Below are 17,144 nucleotides of genomic sequence, written 5' to 3'. Positions count from 1 at the left end.
CTCGACAAAACATACCCGGTACTTACCTGAAGACAGGCGAGCGAAAGCATGCCGAGCCGCAAACTTCGCGATCGGTTTAAATAAGGTGTTCACATAACTTCTACAGCGCCCGCCACGCGCGCGTTAGTTAACTAACGCGCAGCGGGCTACTACTGGACGTGTTCATAAAGAACTCCAGAACATCAATTAGAAAGTTGCTGTTTCCAGCCGGGTTAAGCGCTGCGAGTGCTCAGGTAAAGTCCGAACATCAGGCGCGCTTGAGCCAGCATGGAAACCTGGGGTCTCTGCGGGTCTTGAGGGTCGGCATGGTCCCAGTGCTGCAGCAGTTGGCCGCTGGCAGGGCACAGGTGCCAGTGCGCCAACACCGGGGCCGGACGCGCTTGGTCTTTACTGGCTTGAGGGGAGGGTGCAGCAAACGTGGCCCGGGTAGGCGAAAAGCCTGCGGGCTCGCGGCACAGCTTGGCGCGCAGGGCGGCGGCCAGCGTACGTACATCGGGCAAAGCAATGAGTTGGAAGGTCATAACACACCTCGGGACCGGACGGGCGACCGGTGAGGCAGTTACGGTGGAGCATCAAGCTCTAGCGCAGCTTACCGGACCTGGAAGGCGAGTCCTGTCATATTCTGGGTTTGGCGCCCGATGCCCGCTAAAGCGGTGCTCGGACAGCGACTAGATACTGTGTCCATTGGCTTCTTTTGTGAGGTTTAAAAAAGGCCCCAGTTGCGGGCACGGGCAATCTACTCAGACGGTTACAAAATGTCAACGCATGATTAATTAAATCAGTCTGCGTTCAGAGTTTATTCAGACAAGGGGGCACGGTTAGTTATGGGATATATAACTTCATACGCCCTGTGCAGCCAGAACTGCCAGATAGATCAACACTAAACCGCACGCGCCGTAACTGACGCGCTGCCACAGCGGCGAGGCGTTTTTGCGTAACAGATTGACCAGCACCGCAATCAGAAAACACGACAGCACCGACGCCAGCATGAAACCTGCAAAAAACATCAGGGTTTGCCCAGGGCTGGGCGTGGCGCCGACGATCCCGGACAAGGCGCTGCCCAACGCGCCCCAGTACACAATGTTCTTCGGGTTAGCCAGGGAAATGGCCGCGCCCACCGCCAGCGCATTCTGTCCGGAGCGGACCGGCCCGCTGTCCGCCGCGGGCAGGTGCCAGCCGTCGATCAGGCTGCGCACACCGAGCCAGGCCAGGTACACCGTGCACACAATCGTCAGCGGAACGCGCACGGCTTCATGCTCAATCAGCAGGGCGATGCCGGTGAGGCCGATCACCGCCCAGGCGGCGTCGCCCACCAGCGAACCGATCTGTACCAGCAAGGCAGAGGTGAACCCATGGAGCAAGCCACGGCGCAAGGTTTCTGCCAGCACCGCGCCGGGTGAGAGGCAAAACACAAAACCGAATACCAGCGCGTAAAAAAAGATCGTGACCATGCCGCTTTCCTTCAACAGAGGCGCGCAGTGTGCGGCTGTGTGGCGCAGGTGTCTTGAACCAGATTGCGCTTTCAGCGTTTCAACAGGCTTTGATAGCGGCCTGGGGTAATGCCATAGGCGGCGCGAAAGTGTCGGTTGAGATGGCTTTGGTCAGCAAACCCCAGCTCATGCGCGACGTCGCTGGCCGAGGCGCCGCGGCGCAAGAGTCCCTTGGCACGACACGTACGCAATTGCATCGCCCACTGCCTGGGGCTCAGCCCGGTTTCTTTCTGGAAGGTGCGCAACAGATGGAATTTGGACAGGCCCAGCTCATCGCCCAACTGGTCCAGCGGCAGCGCTTGGCTCAGTTGCTCGGCGAGCAGCTCCTGGGCGCGGCGGATCATGCCTTTGCCGCCCGTGGCAGCGCCGGGCAGGCGCACGCCGCTGGCACCCACCACTTCACCCAGCAGCAAAACCAAGGCGTCTTCGTTAATCTCGCGGAGCAATGGGTCGTCGTTCAAGGCACCTTTGGCCGCCGCAGCCAGGCGCTGTGCCAGGTCGGGCTGCAAGCAGAGCGAGCGATCAAATTCCACCTGGCCCAGCCCTAGGTCAGCCGCCAACGCGTCAGCCGCGACGTACAGGCTGACAAAATGCCAGGGTGCGCCATCAGCCGCGCCGCCGCCTTGAATCTGCCCGGGGTTGTACAACGTGATGCTGCCAGGCCCGGCCTGGAACTCGCGGCGGTCGAGCCAAACGCTTTCCTCGCCGACCAGGTTTACGCCGATCACGCATTCATCATGGCTATGGCGGGCAAAGGTCAGGCCCGTGCAGCGTGTATGGGTGACTTCGTAGTTGCCCAGCCAGGCATGTTGCATGGCGCTCATAGGGTCGGCTCGATAAAAAATCAGCCGTGAGCATACGCTGACGAGGGTGTTCAGATCGACCACTGGCTGCAACGTGCGCTTAAGGATACGCACTGTGAGCCGGTCGCTATTTGGGGGCGAGCTTACTGGGCAGGATGACGGTTCAGTAAGCTCTGCACCTTCCAAAAAGAGGTTCAGGGTTTTAAATATTTCATTGATGCAAACGAGGACGCGTGTTTTTTATAAATACGCTCGTCATCACTATCGATATCGGTAACTGCCCAGGTAGTCAGGGTTGCTGGCGACGACAATGACGCCGGGACGATCAAGGTCGCGATTACCTTTTTTGTAATGCTGGATGCTGACATCGGTAGCCGAGCTCATCCGGTGTCGGTTCACCGCACTCGTCTTCACAGACTCAGGCGCAAGGCGAGCGCCGCCAGGGTGATCAACAGCACCGGCAACGTCAGCACAATTCCGACCTTGAAGTAGTAGCCCCACGTGATGCTGATGCCTTTGCGCGCAAGAATATGCAGCCACAGCAACGTGGCCAGGCTGCCGATGGGAGTGATTTTCGGGCCCAGGTCGCTGCCGATCACGTTGGCGTAAATCATCGCGTCCTTGACCACGCCCACGGCGTGGCTGGATTCGATGGACAGCGCGCCGATCAACACCGTCGGCAGGTTGTTCATGGCCGACGACAGCAGCGCCGTCAGCACCCCGGTGCCCATCGCCGCGCCCCACACGCCGTAGGTGGCGAAGGTGTCGAGCCAGGTTGCCAGGTAGGTGGTCAAACCCGCGTTACGCAAGCCGTAGACCACCAGGTACATGCCCAGGGAAAACACCACGATCTGCCACGGGGCGTCCTTCAGCACTTTGCGCGTGGAAATCTTGTGGCCTTTGGCGGCGATCACCAGCAGCAAAACGGCGCACACGGCGGAAATCGCACTGATCGGAATGCCCAGCGGCTCCAGGGCGAAACAGCCGACCAACAAAATCCCGAGTACCCACCACCCGGCACGAAAGGTCGCACGGTCGTGGACGGCGCTGGCCGGGTCATCAAGGTCGGCGGGGTCGTAGGCCTGCGGAATATCGCGGCGGAAAAACCACAGCAGCACCGCCAGTGTCGCAGCAACGCTGACGAAGTTGACCGGCACCATGACCGCTGCGTATTCGTTGAAGCCGATCTTGAAATAATCCGCCGAGACGATGTTCACCAGGTTCGACACCACCAACGGCAAGCTCGCCGTGTCGGCGATAAACCCGGCGCCCATCACGAAGGCCAGGGTGGCCGCCGGGGAAAAGCGCAACGCCAGCAGCATCGACATCACAATCGGTGTGAGGATCAACGCCGCGCCGTCGTTGGCAAACAATGCCGACACCAAGGCGCCGAGCAGCACCATATAGGCAAACAGGCGCCGGCCACGCCCCCGGCCCCAGCGTGCTACATGCAACGCGGTCCAGGCAAAGAACCCGGCTTCATCGAGCAACAGGCTGATGATAATCAGCGCGACAAAGGTGCCGGTGGCGTTCCAGATGATGTGCCACACCACCGGGATGTCAGACAGGCTGATGACTCCGCACGCCAGGGCCAGAATCGCGCCCATGGTTGCGCTCCAGCCGACCCCAAGGCCTTTGGGCTGCCAGATAACCAGAACGATGGTGAAGATAAAAATCGCAATTGCGACAAGCATGAATAAACGCTCCGATGGCTCAGCAGCAGGTGCTGGCCCGTTGTGGTCTGTTGCCCATTGCATCAAGACGCTGCGCGTCGTTTTGCAACCATGGCTGGTTAGCTTGCAAGGTGGTGTCCAGCACTTGGGTGACCCAGTCGGGCAGTGCCGGATTGATGCAGTAGTAGATCCATTGACCCTGGCGACGATCCAGCAAAAGCCCACCACTGCGCAGTTGCGCCAGGTGGCGGGAGATCTTGGGTTGACTGTCGCACAGAGCATGGATCAGTTCGCACACGCAAAGTTCGCCCTCGCGCAGGATCAATAACATCAACCGTACGCGCGTGGCATCGGCCAGGCATTTGAACAGCTCGGGCGGAGAGAGGGGGGCGGACATGATCAAGGTCTTGGTATGGATAGCGTTGCGAATATATGGTTTGCCATATATGTAGGTCAAATCCTGAATTCCGTTGATGTGGATCAAATGCCCGACAATCAGCCACAAGTGTCTGAAATTAAAATGAAACACGAATGTCCTAAAGTGCCTGCCCATTGCTGATGAAGGAAGAACTCGCGTGACCCGTGCCACTCGCAACCTGCGCAAAACCCTCGATTCTGTCGCGGACAATAACGAAACCGCGGCGTTTGACCTGATGCGCGCCGTCGAAAAACTCGGCGATGAAGTGCTGCGCCAACGCCTGCTCAATACCATTCACCGGCTCAACCAGGATGCCCATGAGTTGCGCGAAGCGCGTGACTCGGTGGAGCAGGTCTCGGTCAGGCTCGCCTGAGCACGATCGTTCAAGACACGCCTCGTATCACGCTGGCATGCTTGTCGACTGTCTGTCGATGAGCCGTCTCCATGCCTACAGCCTTACCTCATTACGCCTTCGGTCGCGGCGCCCTTGCCGTTATTCCACTGTCTCTGGCCTGTGCGCCCTGGGGATTGTTGGCCGGCTCGATGGCGATTGATGCGCAATTTACTCCGCTGCAAGCTCAGGGTTTGTCCGCCATTGTGTTCGCCGGTGCCGCGCAGCTGGTGGCGATCGGCATGGTCAAGAGCGGTGCCAGCCTGATCTCGATTGTGCTGACCACCTTGCTGCTCACATCCCAGCATTTGCTTTACGGCATGCACATGCGCCCGACGCTCTCGTCGCTCAATGTGCGCTGGCGCATGAGCCTGGGCTTTTTGCTGACGGACGAGTTTTTCGCGCTGGTCAACCACTATGACCGTCAAACCTTCAATCGCTGGTATGCGCTGGGCGTCGGCCTGACGTTCTACATCATCTGGAACCTCTTCACCCTGGCGGGCATCGTGCTCGGCAAAAGCATTCCGGGGCTTGATCAACTGGGACTGGAATTTTCCATTGCCGCAACCTTTATCGCCTTGATTACGCCGGTGGTGCGCGATGTGCCCACGGTGGTCTGCGTGGCGGTCTCGCTGCTGTGTTCGGTATGGCTGAGTTACTTGCACTGGGAGTCGGCGGTGGTGGTCTCGGGTGTGCTGGGGATGGGCGCAGGGTTTGCCTGCAAGCGGCTGGGAGTAGGGCCGCGATGATCTACATCATGATTGTGGCCATGGGCCTGGTGGTGTTTCTCAACCGCTACTTGTTCATCGAGCCGCGTCTGCCGGTGCGCCTCAATCGCGGCGCGCGCGAGTTTCTCGGGTTTGCCGTGCCGGGAATGCTGACGGCGATTTGCGGGCCGATCATTTTTCTCGCCGAGCATAAGCTCAACGTGAGTCCGGCCAATCCTTACCTGCTGGCTGGGATCTGCGCGGTGGCGTTGATGTTCTGGACGCGCAGCGTGTTGATCACGGTGCTGCTCAGCATGGGGCTGTTTTATTTGTTTCGTTGGTGGTTTTGATGCGCGGGTAAGTAGCTGGAGGTCATCCACCAACACTCAGGCAAAAAAAAGCCCGCGGGAGGGCGGGCAGAAGTGAGACTTCTTAAAAATGAGCCTGCCAACTATAGGCAGCGCGAGCACCCTTCACAGTGAAACTAAATTCATCCGGCCGCAGGTTTAGGCGGCTTCTTGGCTTTGGCCTCCGCCGCCAGGCATTCCAGGGCGAACTGCTCGGTGTAGGTCATCTGGATCGGCGTGCTTTCACCCTTTACCGTGCGTTCGCCATCGAGGATGTAGCGGATGCGCTTGTCGGTGACGCCGATGCGCTTGGCGATCCACGTCGGCGTCTGGCCGATGCGGCTGATCAGCTTGTCGGCGTAGTCGGTGGAAGGGTTATAGCGTTCGGCGTTGGGCGTCATCGGGTTTCCAGGGGCAAGCGGGGGCATAAGTAGGCGACAGCGTGACGTAATAATCCTTGAGTGTCGCCTGCTAATGGTAGAGTCGCGTTTTTTTCCAAGGAGGCGATGGCATGCGAAAGCTGGTAATTGGCGCATTGGCACTGGCAGTACTGTCCGGTTGCGCGGGCTCGAAAATGAACAATGCGCGCACCGGCGTGCCCTACAAAACGCTGGCTTCGGACAAGACGCCGTTGGTGGTTGCCCAATGCATTCAGTTCGGCTGGCAGGACGAGGCGGTATTTGGCGTTGACGCCGGAGGCTTCAAGGAGCCGATCGAAGCAGGCGGTTTTACCGTCTACACCACCGGCGGCGATTATTTTGTCGACGTGCGCAGCGCCGGCGCCGGCTCTACCGTCAATTACTTTGCCGTCGCCGACACGATGCCCGCCAAGCGCCGACTGGCCGCGCTCGCGACCTGCCTGTAATCCTTTGCCTAAGTGATATTCGGAAAAGCCCGGCGGGACAGCCGACGGACATTGGCTTATCATTCCCCCGCTCGCTCGACGTGATGGCTCTTTACCAGTACACGGACGTCGAGGCCGCAACGTCGAGCGGGCCTCTTTTCTCTTAGCGTGGCATGTAACCCAAGTGCCAGCGCCGCGGAATCTTCAGCGACACTACGCCCAGCAACGCGGCGAACGCGCCACTGACCAGCAGCGCCTTCAGGCCGAGCTGGTGCTCCAGCACCGCGCCGATCACCGCGCCCACAAACATGCCGCCCCACGGAATCAGTTGCACCCTCCAGCCATTGCGCCGTTCTCCCAGCACCCAGCGGCCCAGCCCGCGCCCGAAGCGTGAGAGGGCGCCTGTCACATAAGTCAGGCCCACCGGCAAACCGTTTACCTCTTCCACTGCGGCGTTGAGCATACCCATCGCCACAATCGCTGCCAGCAGCGCGGGCAAGGTGTCGTCGAAGGGCCACACGGCGGCGCCGCACAGCAAGGCCGCAATGCACAGCAGCAAGGGCAGCGCGTGCCGGCGGCTGAGGCGGCTGATCACCACGCCCAGGGCGTTGCCGACGACAAAGGTTGCGACCAGCAACAACAAGCGCCCGGTAAGGCCCAAGTCGCCTGCGCTGATCGCCACGGCCAGGCGCGTGGTGTTACCGCTCATGAACGAAACAAAATCGCCGCTGGCCATAAAGCCTATCGCATCGGTCATGCCGGCCAGCACGGAAAGGCTGGCCACCAGCATCAAGCCAACCCGCCCGCGCCAACGTTGACGGTGGGCGAGTGCGGCGTTGGCGTAGGGTTTGCGCGATGAAGGCAGCATGGCCCCAGGTTCCTCGGTGAGATTATTCGGCCACTACCGTAGGACGCTTTGGTTGCGCGCGCAATGACCTCAGACACACTCCAGCCGCCAGCCCTGACGCTGCCAGGTCAAAAAATGCGTCGGCCTGACGGCCTGCACGAACGTTTCGTCATGGGAGACCACCACCATCGCTCCGGTAAAACCCTGCAACGCCTGTTCAAAGGCCAGCACGGATTCAAGGTCCAGGTGGTTAGTCGGCTCGTCCAGCAACAGCAGTTGCGCCGGTACCTCGCGCCACAAGGCAATCGCCATCGCGGCCTTCAGGCGTTCGCCGCCGCTCAACTGGCGGGTGGGTTGAGTCACCCGCAGGGCATCCAGTTGCAGCAACGCCAAACGCGTGCGCAGCTCGGCTTCGGCCAGCGGGGTGTCGAGCAGGTTGAGCTGTTCGACAATGCTACGGTTGCCATCCAGCAGCGTCAGGTGCTGGTCGAGATAGGCATTGGCCACATGCACGGCGCATTCGCCACTGACCACCGGCCATTGGCCCGCAAGCACCTTGAGCAACGTGGATTTGCCGCAACCGTTCGGCCCGCGCACGGCCATTCGCACCGGGCCCGCCAGGTTGAGCGTGACGAAGCTGCAGGCTTGCTGCGGATCAAGCCACGGCAGTTGAGCGTTTTCCACGCTCAGAACCTGTCGGCCATTGGGCACTACTGAGCCAGGCAGGGCCAGCAGCGTGGGCGAGTGATCCTCCACACGCTCATGGGCTTGGCGTACCTGCGCATCGAGCTCGTGTTTATACGCGTGATGCGCGCTGCGCACGCTGCTGACGATTTCCTTGGCGGCGCCTTTCCAGCGGGCTTTGGTAAACCCGGTGACGTTGGCGGTTTCTGCGTGTTTACGTGCGCGGGCGGCGTTGCGCTGCAGGTTGTCATGATCCTTCTGCAGACGTTTGCGTTCGCGGCTGCGCGCCAGGCGGGCGTGTTCCAGGGCGGCCATGGCCGCGTGCTGTTCGCTGTCGCGTTGCAAGCGATAGGCATCGTAGTTGCCGCCATACACCTGCGCGCCAAGCGGCGACAGCTCGATGATGCGCGCCATCGCATTGAGCAGTTGCCGGTCATGGCTGACCACTACCAGGCCGCCGGGCCAGGCTGCCAGCGTGCGCAACAGCCAGTCACGGCCGGCGCTGTCGAGGTGGTTGGTTGGCTCATCGAGAATCAGCAACTGCGGCGTGGCCAAAAGCGCGCCGATCACCGCAATCCTGGCCAGTTGGCCGCCACTGAGTTGATCGGCTGGCGTGGCAGCGTCGAGTTGCTGCAACCCGGCTGCACCCAGCGCGGTGCGCAGGCGTTCGGCAAGGTCCCAACGATCATCGATCAGCGCGAGATCATCCGCGCGCGCCTCACCGCGGGCCAGCCGCTCAAGGGCGGCCAACACCTGGGCGGTGCCGGTGATGTCGGCGACGGTTTCGCCCGGTTGGACGGCCAGCGCCTGCGGCACATATGCCACGCTGGCCGAGCTTTTCAACGTGCCGCCAGTGGGCGCCAGCAGCCCGGCAAGCAGCTTGGCGAGCAGGCTTTTGCCCCGGCCATTACGCCCGACAATCCCGGTGGGCGCGTGATCAATCGACAGGTTGAGGTTGTTCAGCAGGGTTTCGCCATCGGCGAACTGCAAGGACAGGTGTTGCAATGAAACGAGTACGGGCGGCCGTTTGACGTCAGTCATCAGCACCTCCAAAAAAATGTCGGACAGGCCAACAAGCGCGCCAAGCGGCTCGTTGCAGGTACATTTTGGAAGGCTTAGTTGTTCACGTCGGCGTGCATCCCGTGAGTCAGAAGAGGCGCAAAGGCTAACCCACCTTGGCGTTTTTCGGCAAGTCCGCGGCCAATTGCTCAAGGAACATTGCCAGCGCAACTTCTTCGGCTTTCAGGCCCTTGCGCACTCGGGGCTTGGGCAGCTTGGACAATTCGCCCAGGCTGAAATGCTCCAGCACGGCGGGGTGGATATAGCACTTGCGGCACACCGCCGGGGTATTGCCCAATTGTTTGGCGACGTCCTTGACCATGGCGACCACATGCCGCTTGGCATCCGATTCCGGTTGCCACTCCAGTTCGCGCAATACGGCCAAGGCCAGGGCGGTGCCGGCCCAGGTGCGGTAGTCCTTGGCAGTGAAGTCGGCGCCGGTGAGGCTGTGCAGGTAGGCGTTAACGTCATGGGAGCTGACGGTATGCCGTTCACCGTCCTCATCCAGGTACTGAAACAGATTTTGCCCTGGCAATTCCAGGCAACGCTTGACCACCGTGGCCAGGCGCCGGTCCTTGACGCTGACCTGATGCTCGACGCCGCTCTTGCCGCGAAACTGGAACAGTATCTCGCTGCCCTTGATGTCGACATGGCGGGTGCGCAGCGTGGTCAGGCCGTAGGATTTGTTGTCCCGCGCGTACTGGGTGTTGCCCACTCGAATCAGCGTGGCATCGAGCAGCATCACCACGGTGGCCAGGACTTTTTCGCGGGTGAAACCGGGCGCGGCGATTTGTGCTTCCAGTTGCGCGCGCAGTTTCGGCAGAGCATTGCCGAACTGTTGCAGGCGCGAATATTTGTCGGTGTCGCGCACCTCACGCCAACGCGGGTGGTAGCGGTATTGCTTGCGGCCACGGGCATCGCGGCCGGTGGCTTGCAAATGGCCGCGCGGGTCGGCGCAGATCCACACGTCGGTGTAGGCGGGTGGCACAGCCAATGAGTTCAGGCGTTTGATTTCGTCGGCATCGGTGATGCGCTCACCGTTGACGTCGAAATACTGAAACTTGCCGCGCAGCTTCTTGCGGCGGATACCCGGTTGGGTGTCGTCAACGTAATGCAGGTCGCGGGGCAGGTCGGCAAGCAACGCGGAGTCGGGCATGGTGCAAATTCCTTGGCAGTAATCAGGCCGGTATTTCTGATTGACCGCAGGGTTTTGCGCTCGTGCCAAATTCTTAAGCCAGCACCGCCACAGCCTTGATTTGCGCCCACAGCGCCTGGCCGGGATGCAGCTGCAACTGGTCGCGGGAAAACCGCGTGATGCGCGCCAGCAACGGCGTGCCGCCGGCGTCGAGGCGCACCAGCACATGGGCGTTGTTGTCGGCACAGATCTCCCCGGTCACCGTCACCGGCAAGCGATTGAGGATACTGCTGGGTTCCTGCGCCTGCAGGCTGAGGCTGACATCGCGTGCCTGCACCTTGATGCGCAGCTGTTTGCCCAGCGCCAACGGCGCATGGGCAACGCGCATCGATAACGCGCTGTCGGGCAATTGCAGCGTCAGCAGGTGATAGTGCGCGTCGTAGGCACTGACGCTGCCATTGATCACTACCCCGGCATCGTCACCCAGGGCCATGGGCAAATCGAGCCGCGCCAGGGTTTCACCGATGGGGCCGCTGGCCAGCGCCTGGCCGTCACTGAGTAACACGATGTGATCGGCCAGCCGCGCTACTTCGTCCTGAGCATGGCTGACGTACAGCACGGGGATATCGAGCTCGTCGTGCAGGCGTTCGAGGTACGGCAAAATTTCACTTTTGCGTTTGCTGTCCAGCGCCGCCAGGGGTTCATCCATCAACAGCAATTGGGGGCTGGTGAGCAGCGCGCGGGCGATGCCGATGCGTTGGCGTTCACCGCCGGACAGATGCTGCGGGTGGCGGTCGAGCAAATGGGCGATACCCAGCAGTTCGGTGGCGTGAGCCATGTCCACGCGCCGCTGCTGACGAGCAATACGCTTGAAGCCGAATTCCAGGTTGGCCCGCACCGACAGGTGGGGAAACAGGCTCGCTTCCTGAAACACATAGCCCAATGCGCGTTTGTGCGGCGGCACAAACAGCCCGTTGCGGCTGTCTTGCCAGGCTTGATCGTTGATCTGCACAAAGCCGTCTTCGGCACGCTCCAGCCCGGCGATACAGCGCAGGCAGGTGGTCTTGCCCGAGCCGGAATGCCCGTACAAAGCGGTCACACCACGGCCGGGCAATTTCAAGTCCACCTTCAGCGCAAAGCCTGGGTAATTCAGTTGCAGGCGTACCTCAATCATCGCGATCAGCTCCAGCCCATCTTGGTTTTACGGCTGGAGTAAAGCGCCAGCAATACGAGGAAGGCGAACACCACCATGGAGCCGGCCAGCCAGTGCGCCTGGGCGTATTCCATGGCTTCGACGTGGTCGTAGATCTGCACCGAGACCACGCGGGTTTTGTTGGGGATATTGCCGCCGATCATCAGCACCACGCCGAACTCACCGACGGTGTGCGCAAAGCCGAGAATCGACGCGGTGATAAACCCCGGGCGGGCCAGGGGCAGGATCACCGTGAAAAAGGTGTCCCACGGATTGGCGCGCAAGGTCGCGGCCACTTCCAGGGGGCGAGTACCGATGGCGCCGAAGGCATTTTGCAGCGGCTGCACCACAAACGGCATGGAGTAGATCACCGAGCCCAGTACCAGCCCGGTGAAGCTGAACGTCAGGGTGCCCAGGCCCAGCCATTGGGTGAATTGGCCGAAATAGCCATTGGGCCCCATGGTCAACAGCAGGTAAAACCCGATGACCGTCGGCGGCAATACCAACGGCAGGGCGACGATTGCGCCAATGGGGCCGCGCCACCAGGAACGGGTGCGCGACAGCCACAGGGCAATCGGAGTGCCGATGACCAGCAGAATCACGGTGGTCAGTGACGCCAGTTTGAGGGTCAACCAGATCGCGGAAAAATCGGCACTCGACAGCGGCATTTACTGGGCCAGCTCGTAACCGTAGGACTTGATCACCGCAGCGGCTTTCGGGCCTTTGAGGTAGTCGACCAGGGCTTTGGCTGCGGCACTGTCCTTGCCTTTGGTGAGGATCACCGCGTCTTGCTTGATCGGATCGTGCAGCGAGGCGGGCACAATCCACGCCGAACCGCGGGTGACTTTGCCGTCCTTGTAGATCTGCGACAGGGCGACGAAGCCCAGTTCAGCGTTGCCGGTGGAGACGAACTGGAAGGCTTGGGTGATGTTCTGCCCGGTGACCAGCTTGTCTGCGACCTGCTCGCTCAGACCTTCCTTGGCCAGCACTCGGGTGGCGGCCAGGCCGTAGGGTGCAGTTTTGGGGTCGGCGATGGACAAGTGCTGGTACTGGTTTTTCTTCAGCACGTCACCTTTGGCGTCGACGTAGCCTGGCTTGGCCGACCACAGCGCCAGGGTGCCGACCGCGTAGGTAAAGCGCGAACCTTTGACGGTCGCGCCTTCGTCATCGAGCTTTTTGGGGGTGGTGTCGTCTGCGCTGAGGAACACTTCGAACGGCGCGCCGTTCTTGATCTGCGTATAGAACTGGCCGGTGGCGCCATAGGCCGCAATCAGTTTGTGTCCGGTGTCTTTCTCGAAGTCGGCGGCGATCGCCTGGATCGGCGCGGTGAAGTTGGCGGCCACGGCCACCTGCACTTCGTCGGCCTGCGCCGAGCCCAGGGCAAAGGCGGCGATCAGGGTGGCGAGGGCTGTGGGGGCCAGGCGCGAGGCGCGGATCATCATGAAGCAGCTCCTTTGAGGGTGTACGGCTCGTTATAGATAGAAGGCTTTACCGCTATGTAGGGGAATATATAGCGGTTGGCCATCGCCGGTACAGCGCAAAGTTGCCCCTGACGTCAGTTCTGCTTGAGCTTTGCCAGCGCCTGCGCGGCCAGCTCGCGAGTCAGGTCATAAGTGGATGCATCTTTGCACAGGCGCAATGCCTGGCCCGACCACAGGTTGCTGAAACCCGCCTCGTCCTTGGCCTTGAGCGGCATCAGGGCACCACCGGACGTGGGGAAGGCAGGCGCCGCCGGATTGATCGCGCCCAGTTCACGCATCACGCGGTTGACGATGCCTCGCGCCGGGCGGCCGGTGAACAGGTTGGTCAGCGCGGTTTCGCTGGCCTGGGCACGACGCAGCGCAGCGGCGTGGGAGGCGCTGACGTTGGCTTCGGGCGTAAACAGGTAGGCGGTGCCGATTTGTACGGCTGATGCGCCCAGAGCAAGGGCCGCGACGATGCCGCGCGCATCAGCAATACCGCCGGCCGCAATCACGGGCACGCTGACGGCGTCGACGATCTGCGGTACCAGCGCCATCAAGCCGATCTGGGTATTGAGATCGTCGCTGAGAAACATGCCACGATGCCCGCCGGCCTCAATGCCCATCGCAATAATTGCGTCGCAGCCATGCTGTTCCAGCCAGACCGCTTCTTCCACGGTGGTGGCGGACGACAGCACTTTGGCGCCGGTGGCTTTTACCCGGTCGAGCAAGGTTTTTTCCGGCAGGCCAAAGTGAAAACTCACCACCTCGGGGCGGAACGCCTCGACCACCTGGCAGGCGGCCTCGTTAAAGGGCGCGCGGTTGGAAACGGGTGTTGGCGCATCAAAATCGGCGCCCAGTTCGCGGTAGTAGGGTTGCAACAGGTCCTTCCAGCGACGGTCGCCGGCCTCATCGGCGTCGGGCGGTTGATGGCAGAAGAAATTCACGTTGATGGGGCGCGTACTTGCCTGGCGGATCGTGCTCAAGGCTTCGCGCAGTTGCTCGATGGTCAGCGCTGCGGCGGGCATCGAGCCCAGCGCACCCGCTTGATTGGCGGCAATCACCATGGCGGTGGTCGTGGCACCGGCCATGGGGGCCTGGATGATGGGCAGTTGAATGCCCAGCAGGTCGATGATTCGCGAGTCTGGCCAGGTGCTCATGGGATGCGTCTCCAGCGTGAGTAGGACTTTGCGCTGTTTTAACAGGGCCATTGGCACCCGGCCAGTGCGTATTATTCACTGGACGAGAGCAGGGTTTCGTGCCGCGCCATCAGTCGATGGCATGCCCCAGCACCGCGTGAATACGCTCGGCAATATGGGCCGCATGAGTTTCCAGAGCGAAGTGGCCGGTGTCCAGCAGTTCAACCACCGCGTTGGCGTTGTCGCCCTTGTAGGCATGGGCGCCAGGCGGGATAAAAAACGGATCGTTCTGACCCCAGATCACCAGCGTCGGCACCTGGCTGGCTTTGAAAAATGCCTGGAACGCCGGGTACAGCGTGAGGTTATTGCGGTAGTCGAGAAACAGGTCCAGCTGGATTTCGTCGTTGCCCGGGCGTTGCATCAACAGCACGTCCAGCATGTAGGACTCCGGTGCGACCAACTCCGGCTGACTCACTCCATGCAAGTACTGGTAGCGCGTGCCTTCCAGGCTGATGACCGCGTTGCGGATCACCTCGCGATTGGCTGCGCTCGCGTCCGCCCAGTAGGCGCGAATCGGCGCCCAGGCATCGCCCAGCCCTTCCAGATACGCGTTGCCGTTTTGCGAGACCAGCGCGCTGACCCGTTCCGGATGCGCCACCGCCAGTCGCAGGCCCACGGGTGCACCGTAATCGAAAACGTACAGGGCGTAGCGGCTCAGTTTCAGCGCATCGACGAAATGCCCGATGCTGATCGCCAGGTTGTCGAAGCTGTACTGGTAATCGCGCTCGACGGGCACCTCGGTGAAGCCGAACCCTGGCAAATCGGGCGCGATGACCCGAAAGCGCGTGGCGAGCAGCGAGATGAGGTTGCGGTACATATGCGACGAGCTGGGGAACCCGTGCAGCAGCAACATGACCGGAGCCGAAGGATCGCCGGCTTCACGGTAGAACATGCGCACACCATCGACATCAACGTGGTGGTAGTGAACGACGGGGGTTGCGATAGACATGATGAGGATACCTTTGTAACTGGATTGGTCGGTAATACGGGTTACTGATTTAGAGGCTGCGCCCAAATATGTAACCTGTCAAACCAGTTATTGAGGTTATCTTTTTTTTGGAGTGTAACTATCCAGATCCAAAAATAGCGGTTACGATTGCGCGGTGCTCAAGAGGACAAGCCATGGCCACCCTTACGCTCCATGCCCCACCATCACAACCCTATGTACTGGCCGACGAGCCGGTGCTGGACATGCTCAATACCCTGGCGAATGTCGACGGCCAGCCGGTGGATTTCTGGCACACCGACGCCGACGTTGCGCATTGGCTGGTGCGCCTGGAGTGGGTAGCGCAAGCGAGCATTCCCACGTTCGAAGAAGGTGCTTTGCTGGGGGCTGCACGCCAACTGCGTGAGGTGATCCGTGAGCTGGTGGCCGCGCGCAAGAGTGGTGAGACGGGCAACCCTGCGGCGCTCAACAGTTTTTTACGCAAGGCGGTCAGCTATCCGCAGTTGGTCTGGCCTGCGTCCGGGCAGCCTCAACTGGAGCGCCAGCGCAAGCAACAGACTGCGGAGCAGTTTTTGTCGCCGATTGCCGAAGCGGCGGCTCAGTTATTGGTGGCCGGCGATTTCAGCTTGATTCGCCGCTGCGAGCATCCCGAATGTGTCCTGTGGTTTTATGACCGGACCAAAGCGCACAAGCGCCGTTGGTGCAGCATGGCGTTGTGTGGCAACCGGCATAAGGTTGCGCAGTTCCGTAAACGCAAAGCCTTGTAAGCGCACACTGACGCTTTAAAAGAAGAGGGCAGTGCAAGCAATTTCGGGTGGCCGGGCTCAACGTGCGCACACGTAATGCGGATGAGGCCTAGCCTGCAGCGCACAAAATCGGTGCGGCGCTGAGTCTTTACTGACTTTCCCGTTCCAGCAGCTGCCGCTTGCGCTCAACGCCCCAACGGTACCCGGAGAGCTCGCCATTGCTGCGTACGACGCGATGGCAGGGGATCGCCACAGCCAGGTGATTGGCGCCACAGGCCTGGGCTACAGCACGAAAGGATGTGGGCGCGCCGATGCGCTGGGCGATCTGCGCGTAGCTGGCCGTGCTGCCCACCGGAATGTCGCGCAGTGCCCGCCACACGCGCTCCTGAAAGGCGGTTCCGCGCAAGTCCAGGGGCAAATCTAGGCCCAGCGCCGGTGCTTCGACGAAGCCCACGACCTGGGCGATCAATTGTTCGAAATGCCGATCCGCACCCACCAACTCGGCCTTGGGAAATTGATCCTGCAGGTCGCGCACCAGCGTGTCCGGATCGTCCCCCAGCAAAATCGCACACACGCCCCGTTGGCTCTGCGCCACCAGAATGGCCCCCAGCGAGCACTGACCCACGGCAAAATGGATCTCGCTGTTAGTGCCACCGGCCTTGTAATCGCTGGGTTTCATGCCGAGTAACTGATCGGCGGACTCATAAAAGCGGCTGTTTGAGTTAAAGCCTGCGTCGTACACCGCGTCCGTCACGGAATGCTCGCCCTTGAGGCCAACACGCACTTTGCGCGAGCGAAGGGCGCTGGCGTAGCCCTTGGGCGTCAGGCCGGTGATGGCTTTGAAGACGCGATGGAAATGGAACGAACTCAACCCGGCCAGGCGCGCAAGTGCGTCCAGGCTGGGCGGCGTTTCGGCCTGTTCTATGTGCCGGCACGCGTCGGCGACTATCTGCGCGTGGTGCGCGGCCAATTGGGTTTGATCGCCCGCGGCGCGTTTACTCGGCCTATAACCCGCCGCTTCGGCCTGCGCGGGGCTGTCAAAAAATTCGACGTTCTCCGGCCGTGGCAAGCGCGAGGCGCTGCTGGGGCGGCAATAAACGCCGGTGGTTTTTACGCCGTAGACAAACAGCGCGTCAGCCTTGGCGTCGCGGGCGACGATGGCGGCCCAGCGAGGGTCTTGTTGGTTGTTCATGGCCTGCACTC

Annotated in this window: 20 protein-coding genes; 5 read left to right on the top strand and 15 right to left on the bottom strand. The window is 61.2% G+C overall.

What is annotated here, in order from left to right; translation table 11 throughout:
• Positions 1–212: 212 nt before the first annotated feature.
• The 5 genes from FPT15_RS11320 to FPT15_RS11300 form a co-directional block, all read right to left on the bottom strand.
• Positions 213–521, bottom strand: coding sequence for a hypothetical protein (locus tag FPT15_RS11320; RefSeq protein ID WP_145160926.1), 309 nt, complete (start codon positions 519–521; stop codon positions 213–215).
• 318 nt (positions 522–839) lie between these two features.
• Positions 840–1,451 carry a LysE family transporter gene (locus FPT15_RS11315; RefSeq protein ID WP_145160924.1) on the bottom strand — a complete coding sequence of 204 codons (612 nt, stop codon included), beginning with the start codon at positions 1,449–1,451 and terminating at the stop codon, positions 840–842.
• Positions 1,452–1,522: 71 nt separating this feature from the next.
• Positions 1,523–2,314, bottom strand: coding sequence for an AraC family transcriptional regulator (locus FPT15_RS11310; protein ID WP_145160922.1), 792 nt, complete (start codon positions 2,312–2,314; stop codon positions 1,523–1,525).
• A 389-nt stretch (positions 2,315–2,703) separates the two neighbouring features.
• Positions 2,704–3,987: an arsenic transporter gene (locus FPT15_RS11305; RefSeq protein ID WP_145160920.1), complete on the bottom strand. Its 1,284-nt coding sequence runs from the start codon at positions 3,985–3,987 to the stop codon at positions 2,704–2,706.
• Between the two features lie 19 nt (positions 3,988–4,006).
• Positions 4,007–4,363, bottom strand: a complete 357-nt coding sequence (locus tag FPT15_RS11300; protein WP_145160918.1) for a metalloregulator ArsR/SmtB family transcription factor — start codon at positions 4,361–4,363, stop codon at positions 4,007–4,009.
• Between the two features lie 178 nt (positions 4,364–4,541).
• Between FPT15_RS11300 and FPT15_RS11295 the strand changes: the two genes are divergently transcribed.
• From FPT15_RS11295 to FPT15_RS11285, 3 genes are all read left to right on the top strand, one after another.
• Complete coding sequence (locus FPT15_RS11295) at positions 4,542–4,757, top strand: hypothetical protein (RefSeq protein ID WP_043205333.1); 216 nt, start codon at positions 4,542–4,544, stop codon at positions 4,755–4,757.
• Positions 4,758–4,828: 71 nt separating this feature from the next.
• A complete protein-coding gene (locus tag FPT15_RS11290; protein WP_145160916.1) occupies positions 4,829–5,524 on the top strand; it encodes an AzlC family ABC transporter permease in 696 nt (231 codons plus the stop codon).
• Positions 5,521–5,832 carry an AzlD domain-containing protein gene (locus FPT15_RS11285; RefSeq protein ID WP_145160914.1) on the top strand — a complete coding sequence of 104 codons (312 nt, stop codon included), beginning with the start codon at positions 5,521–5,523 and terminating at the stop codon, positions 5,830–5,832. The genes FPT15_RS11290 and FPT15_RS11285 overlap by 4 nt, the downstream gene beginning before the upstream one ends.
• A gap of 140 nt (positions 5,833–5,972) precedes the next feature.
• Here the strand turns inward: FPT15_RS11285 and FPT15_RS11280 are convergent, their stop codons facing one another.
• Positions 5,973–6,230, bottom strand: a complete 258-nt coding sequence (locus FPT15_RS11280) for a hypothetical protein (RefSeq protein ID WP_145160912.1) — start codon at positions 6,228–6,230, stop codon at positions 5,973–5,975.
• Between the two features lie 110 nt (positions 6,231–6,340).
• On the opposite strand from FPT15_RS11280, the gene FPT15_RS11275 reads away from it, so the two are divergent.
• Complete coding sequence (locus FPT15_RS11275) at positions 6,341–6,694, top strand: lipoprotein (protein WP_145160910.1); 354 nt, start codon at positions 6,341–6,343, stop codon at positions 6,692–6,694.
• Between the two features lie 142 nt (positions 6,695–6,836).
• Here the strand turns inward: FPT15_RS11275 and FPT15_RS11270 are convergent, their stop codons facing one another.
• From FPT15_RS11270 to FPT15_RS11235, 8 genes are all read right to left on the bottom strand, one after another.
• Positions 6,837–7,541, bottom strand: a complete 705-nt coding sequence (locus FPT15_RS11270) for a YoaK family protein (protein WP_145160908.1) — start codon at positions 7,539–7,541, stop codon at positions 6,837–6,839.
• Between the two features lie 69 nt (positions 7,542–7,610).
• A complete protein-coding gene (locus FPT15_RS11265; protein WP_145160907.1) occupies positions 7,611–9,245 on the bottom strand; it encodes an ABC-F family ATP-binding cassette domain-containing protein in 1,635 nt (544 codons plus the stop codon).
• A gap of 124 nt (positions 9,246–9,369) precedes the next feature.
• Positions 9,370–10,419, bottom strand: a complete 1,050-nt coding sequence (locus tag FPT15_RS11260) for a DNA topoisomerase IB (RefSeq protein WP_145160905.1) — start codon at positions 10,417–10,419, stop codon at positions 9,370–9,372.
• Between the two features lie 73 nt (positions 10,420–10,492).
• Positions 10,493–11,572: a molybdenum ABC transporter ATP-binding protein gene (gene modC, locus FPT15_RS11255; RefSeq protein ID WP_145160903.1), complete on the bottom strand. Its 1,080-nt coding sequence runs from the start codon at positions 11,570–11,572 to the stop codon at positions 10,493–10,495.
• A 5-nt stretch (positions 11,573–11,577) separates the two neighbouring features.
• Entirely contained in the window at positions 11,578–12,258 is a 681-nt protein-coding gene (gene modB, locus FPT15_RS11250; protein WP_145160901.1) for a molybdate ABC transporter permease subunit, read from the bottom strand.
• A complete protein-coding gene (modA, locus tag FPT15_RS11245; protein ID WP_145160899.1) occupies positions 12,259–13,032 on the bottom strand; it encodes a molybdate ABC transporter substrate-binding protein in 774 nt (257 codons plus the stop codon).
• A gap of 113 nt (positions 13,033–13,145) precedes the next feature.
• Positions 13,146–14,210: a nitronate monooxygenase family protein gene (locus FPT15_RS11240; protein ID WP_145160897.1), complete on the bottom strand. Its 1,065-nt coding sequence runs from the start codon at positions 14,208–14,210 to the stop codon at positions 13,146–13,148.
• Positions 14,211–14,319: 109 nt separating this feature from the next.
• The gene (locus FPT15_RS11235; RefSeq protein ID WP_145160895.1) at positions 14,320–15,198 is read right to left on the bottom strand and encodes an alpha/beta fold hydrolase; all 879 of its coding nucleotides are present in this window, start codon (positions 15,196–15,198) and stop codon (positions 14,320–14,322) included.
• Between the two features lie 173 nt (positions 15,199–15,371).
• Here FPT15_RS11235 and FPT15_RS11230 point away from each other — a divergent pair, with 173 nt between their 5' ends.
• Positions 15,372–15,962, top strand: a complete 591-nt coding sequence (locus FPT15_RS11230) for an ABATE domain-containing protein (protein ID WP_145160893.1) — start codon at positions 15,372–15,374, stop codon at positions 15,960–15,962.
• A gap of 127 nt (positions 15,963–16,089) precedes the next feature.
• Here the strand turns inward: FPT15_RS11230 and ada are convergent, their stop codons facing one another.
• Positions 16,090–17,133 (bottom strand): bifunctional DNA-binding transcriptional regulator/O6-methylguanine-DNA methyltransferase Ada, encoded by a 1,044-nt coding sequence (gene ada, locus FPT15_RS11225; protein WP_145160891.1) that lies wholly within the window; start codon positions 17,131–17,133, stop codon positions 16,090–16,092.
• Between the last annotated feature and the right edge of the window lie 11 nt (positions 17,134–17,144).

This window comes from Pseudomonas sp. RGB, assembly GCF_007713445.1.
In the GTDB taxonomy this organism is placed as follows: domain Bacteria; phylum Pseudomonadota; class Gammaproteobacteria; order Pseudomonadales; family Pseudomonadaceae; genus Aquipseudomonas.
This window is presented reverse-complemented; position numbering and strand designations above follow the sequence as displayed.

Coding starts and splice junctions, on each gene's coding strand:
- modC (WP_145160903.1), bottom strand. CDS start 11,572: ATGATTGAGGTACGCCTGCAACTGAATTACCCAGGCTTTGCGCTGAAG.
- FPT15_RS11235 (WP_145160895.1), bottom strand. CDS start 15,198: ATGTCTATCGCAACCCCCGTCGTTCACTACCACCACGTTGATGTCGAT.
- FPT15_RS11275 (WP_145160910.1), top strand. CDS start 6,341: ATGCGAAAGCTGGTAATTGGCGCATTGGCACTGGCAGTACTGTCCGGT.
- FPT15_RS11260 (WP_145160905.1), bottom strand. CDS start 10,419: ATGCCCGACTCCGCGTTGCTTGCCGACCTGCCCCGCGACCTGCATTAC.
- FPT15_RS11290 (WP_145160916.1), top strand. CDS start 4,829: ATGCCTACAGCCTTACCTCATTACGCCTTCGGTCGCGGCGCCCTTGCC.
- ada (WP_145160891.1), bottom strand. CDS start 17,133: ATGAACAACCAACAAGACCCTCGCTGGGCCGCCATCGTCGCCCGCGAC.
- FPT15_RS11315 (WP_145160924.1), bottom strand. CDS start 1,451: ATGGTCACGATCTTTTTTTACGCGCTGGTATTCGGTTTTGTGTTTTGC.
- FPT15_RS11230 (WP_145160893.1), top strand. CDS start 15,372: ATGGCCACCCTTACGCTCCATGCCCCACCATCACAACCCTATGTACTG.
- FPT15_RS11310 (WP_145160922.1), bottom strand. CDS start 2,314: ATGAGCGCCATGCAACATGCCTGGCTGGGCAACTACGAAGTCACCCAT.
- FPT15_RS11280 (WP_145160912.1), bottom strand. CDS start 6,230: ATGACGCCCAACGCCGAACGCTATAACCCTTCCACCGACTACGCCGAC.
- FPT15_RS11270 (WP_145160908.1), bottom strand. CDS start 7,541: ATGCTGCCTTCATCGCGCAAACCCTACGCCAACGCCGCACTCGCCCAC.
- FPT15_RS11300 (WP_145160918.1), bottom strand. CDS start 4,363: ATGTCCGCCCCCCTCTCTCCGCCCGAGCTGTTCAAATGCCTGGCCGAT.
- FPT15_RS11240 (WP_145160897.1), bottom strand. CDS start 14,210: ATGAGCACCTGGCCAGACTCGCGAATCATCGACCTGCTGGGCATTCAA.
- FPT15_RS11265 (WP_145160907.1), bottom strand. CDS start 9,245: ATGACTGACGTCAAACGGCCGCCCGTACTCGTTTCATTGCAACACCTG.
- FPT15_RS11320 (WP_145160926.1), bottom strand. CDS start 521: ATGACCTTCCAACTCATTGCTTTGCCCGATGTACGTACGCTGGCCGCC.
- modB (WP_145160901.1), bottom strand. CDS start 12,258: ATGCCGCTGTCGAGTGCCGATTTTTCCGCGATCTGGTTGACCCTCAAA.
- FPT15_RS11285 (WP_145160914.1), top strand. CDS start 5,521: ATGATCTACATCATGATTGTGGCCATGGGCCTGGTGGTGTTTCTCAAC.
- FPT15_RS11305 (WP_145160920.1), bottom strand. CDS start 3,987: ATGCTTGTCGCAATTGCGATTTTTATCTTCACCATCGTTCTGGTTATC.
- modA (WP_145160899.1), bottom strand. CDS start 13,032: ATGATGATCCGCGCCTCGCGCCTGGCCCCCACAGCCCTCGCCACCCTG.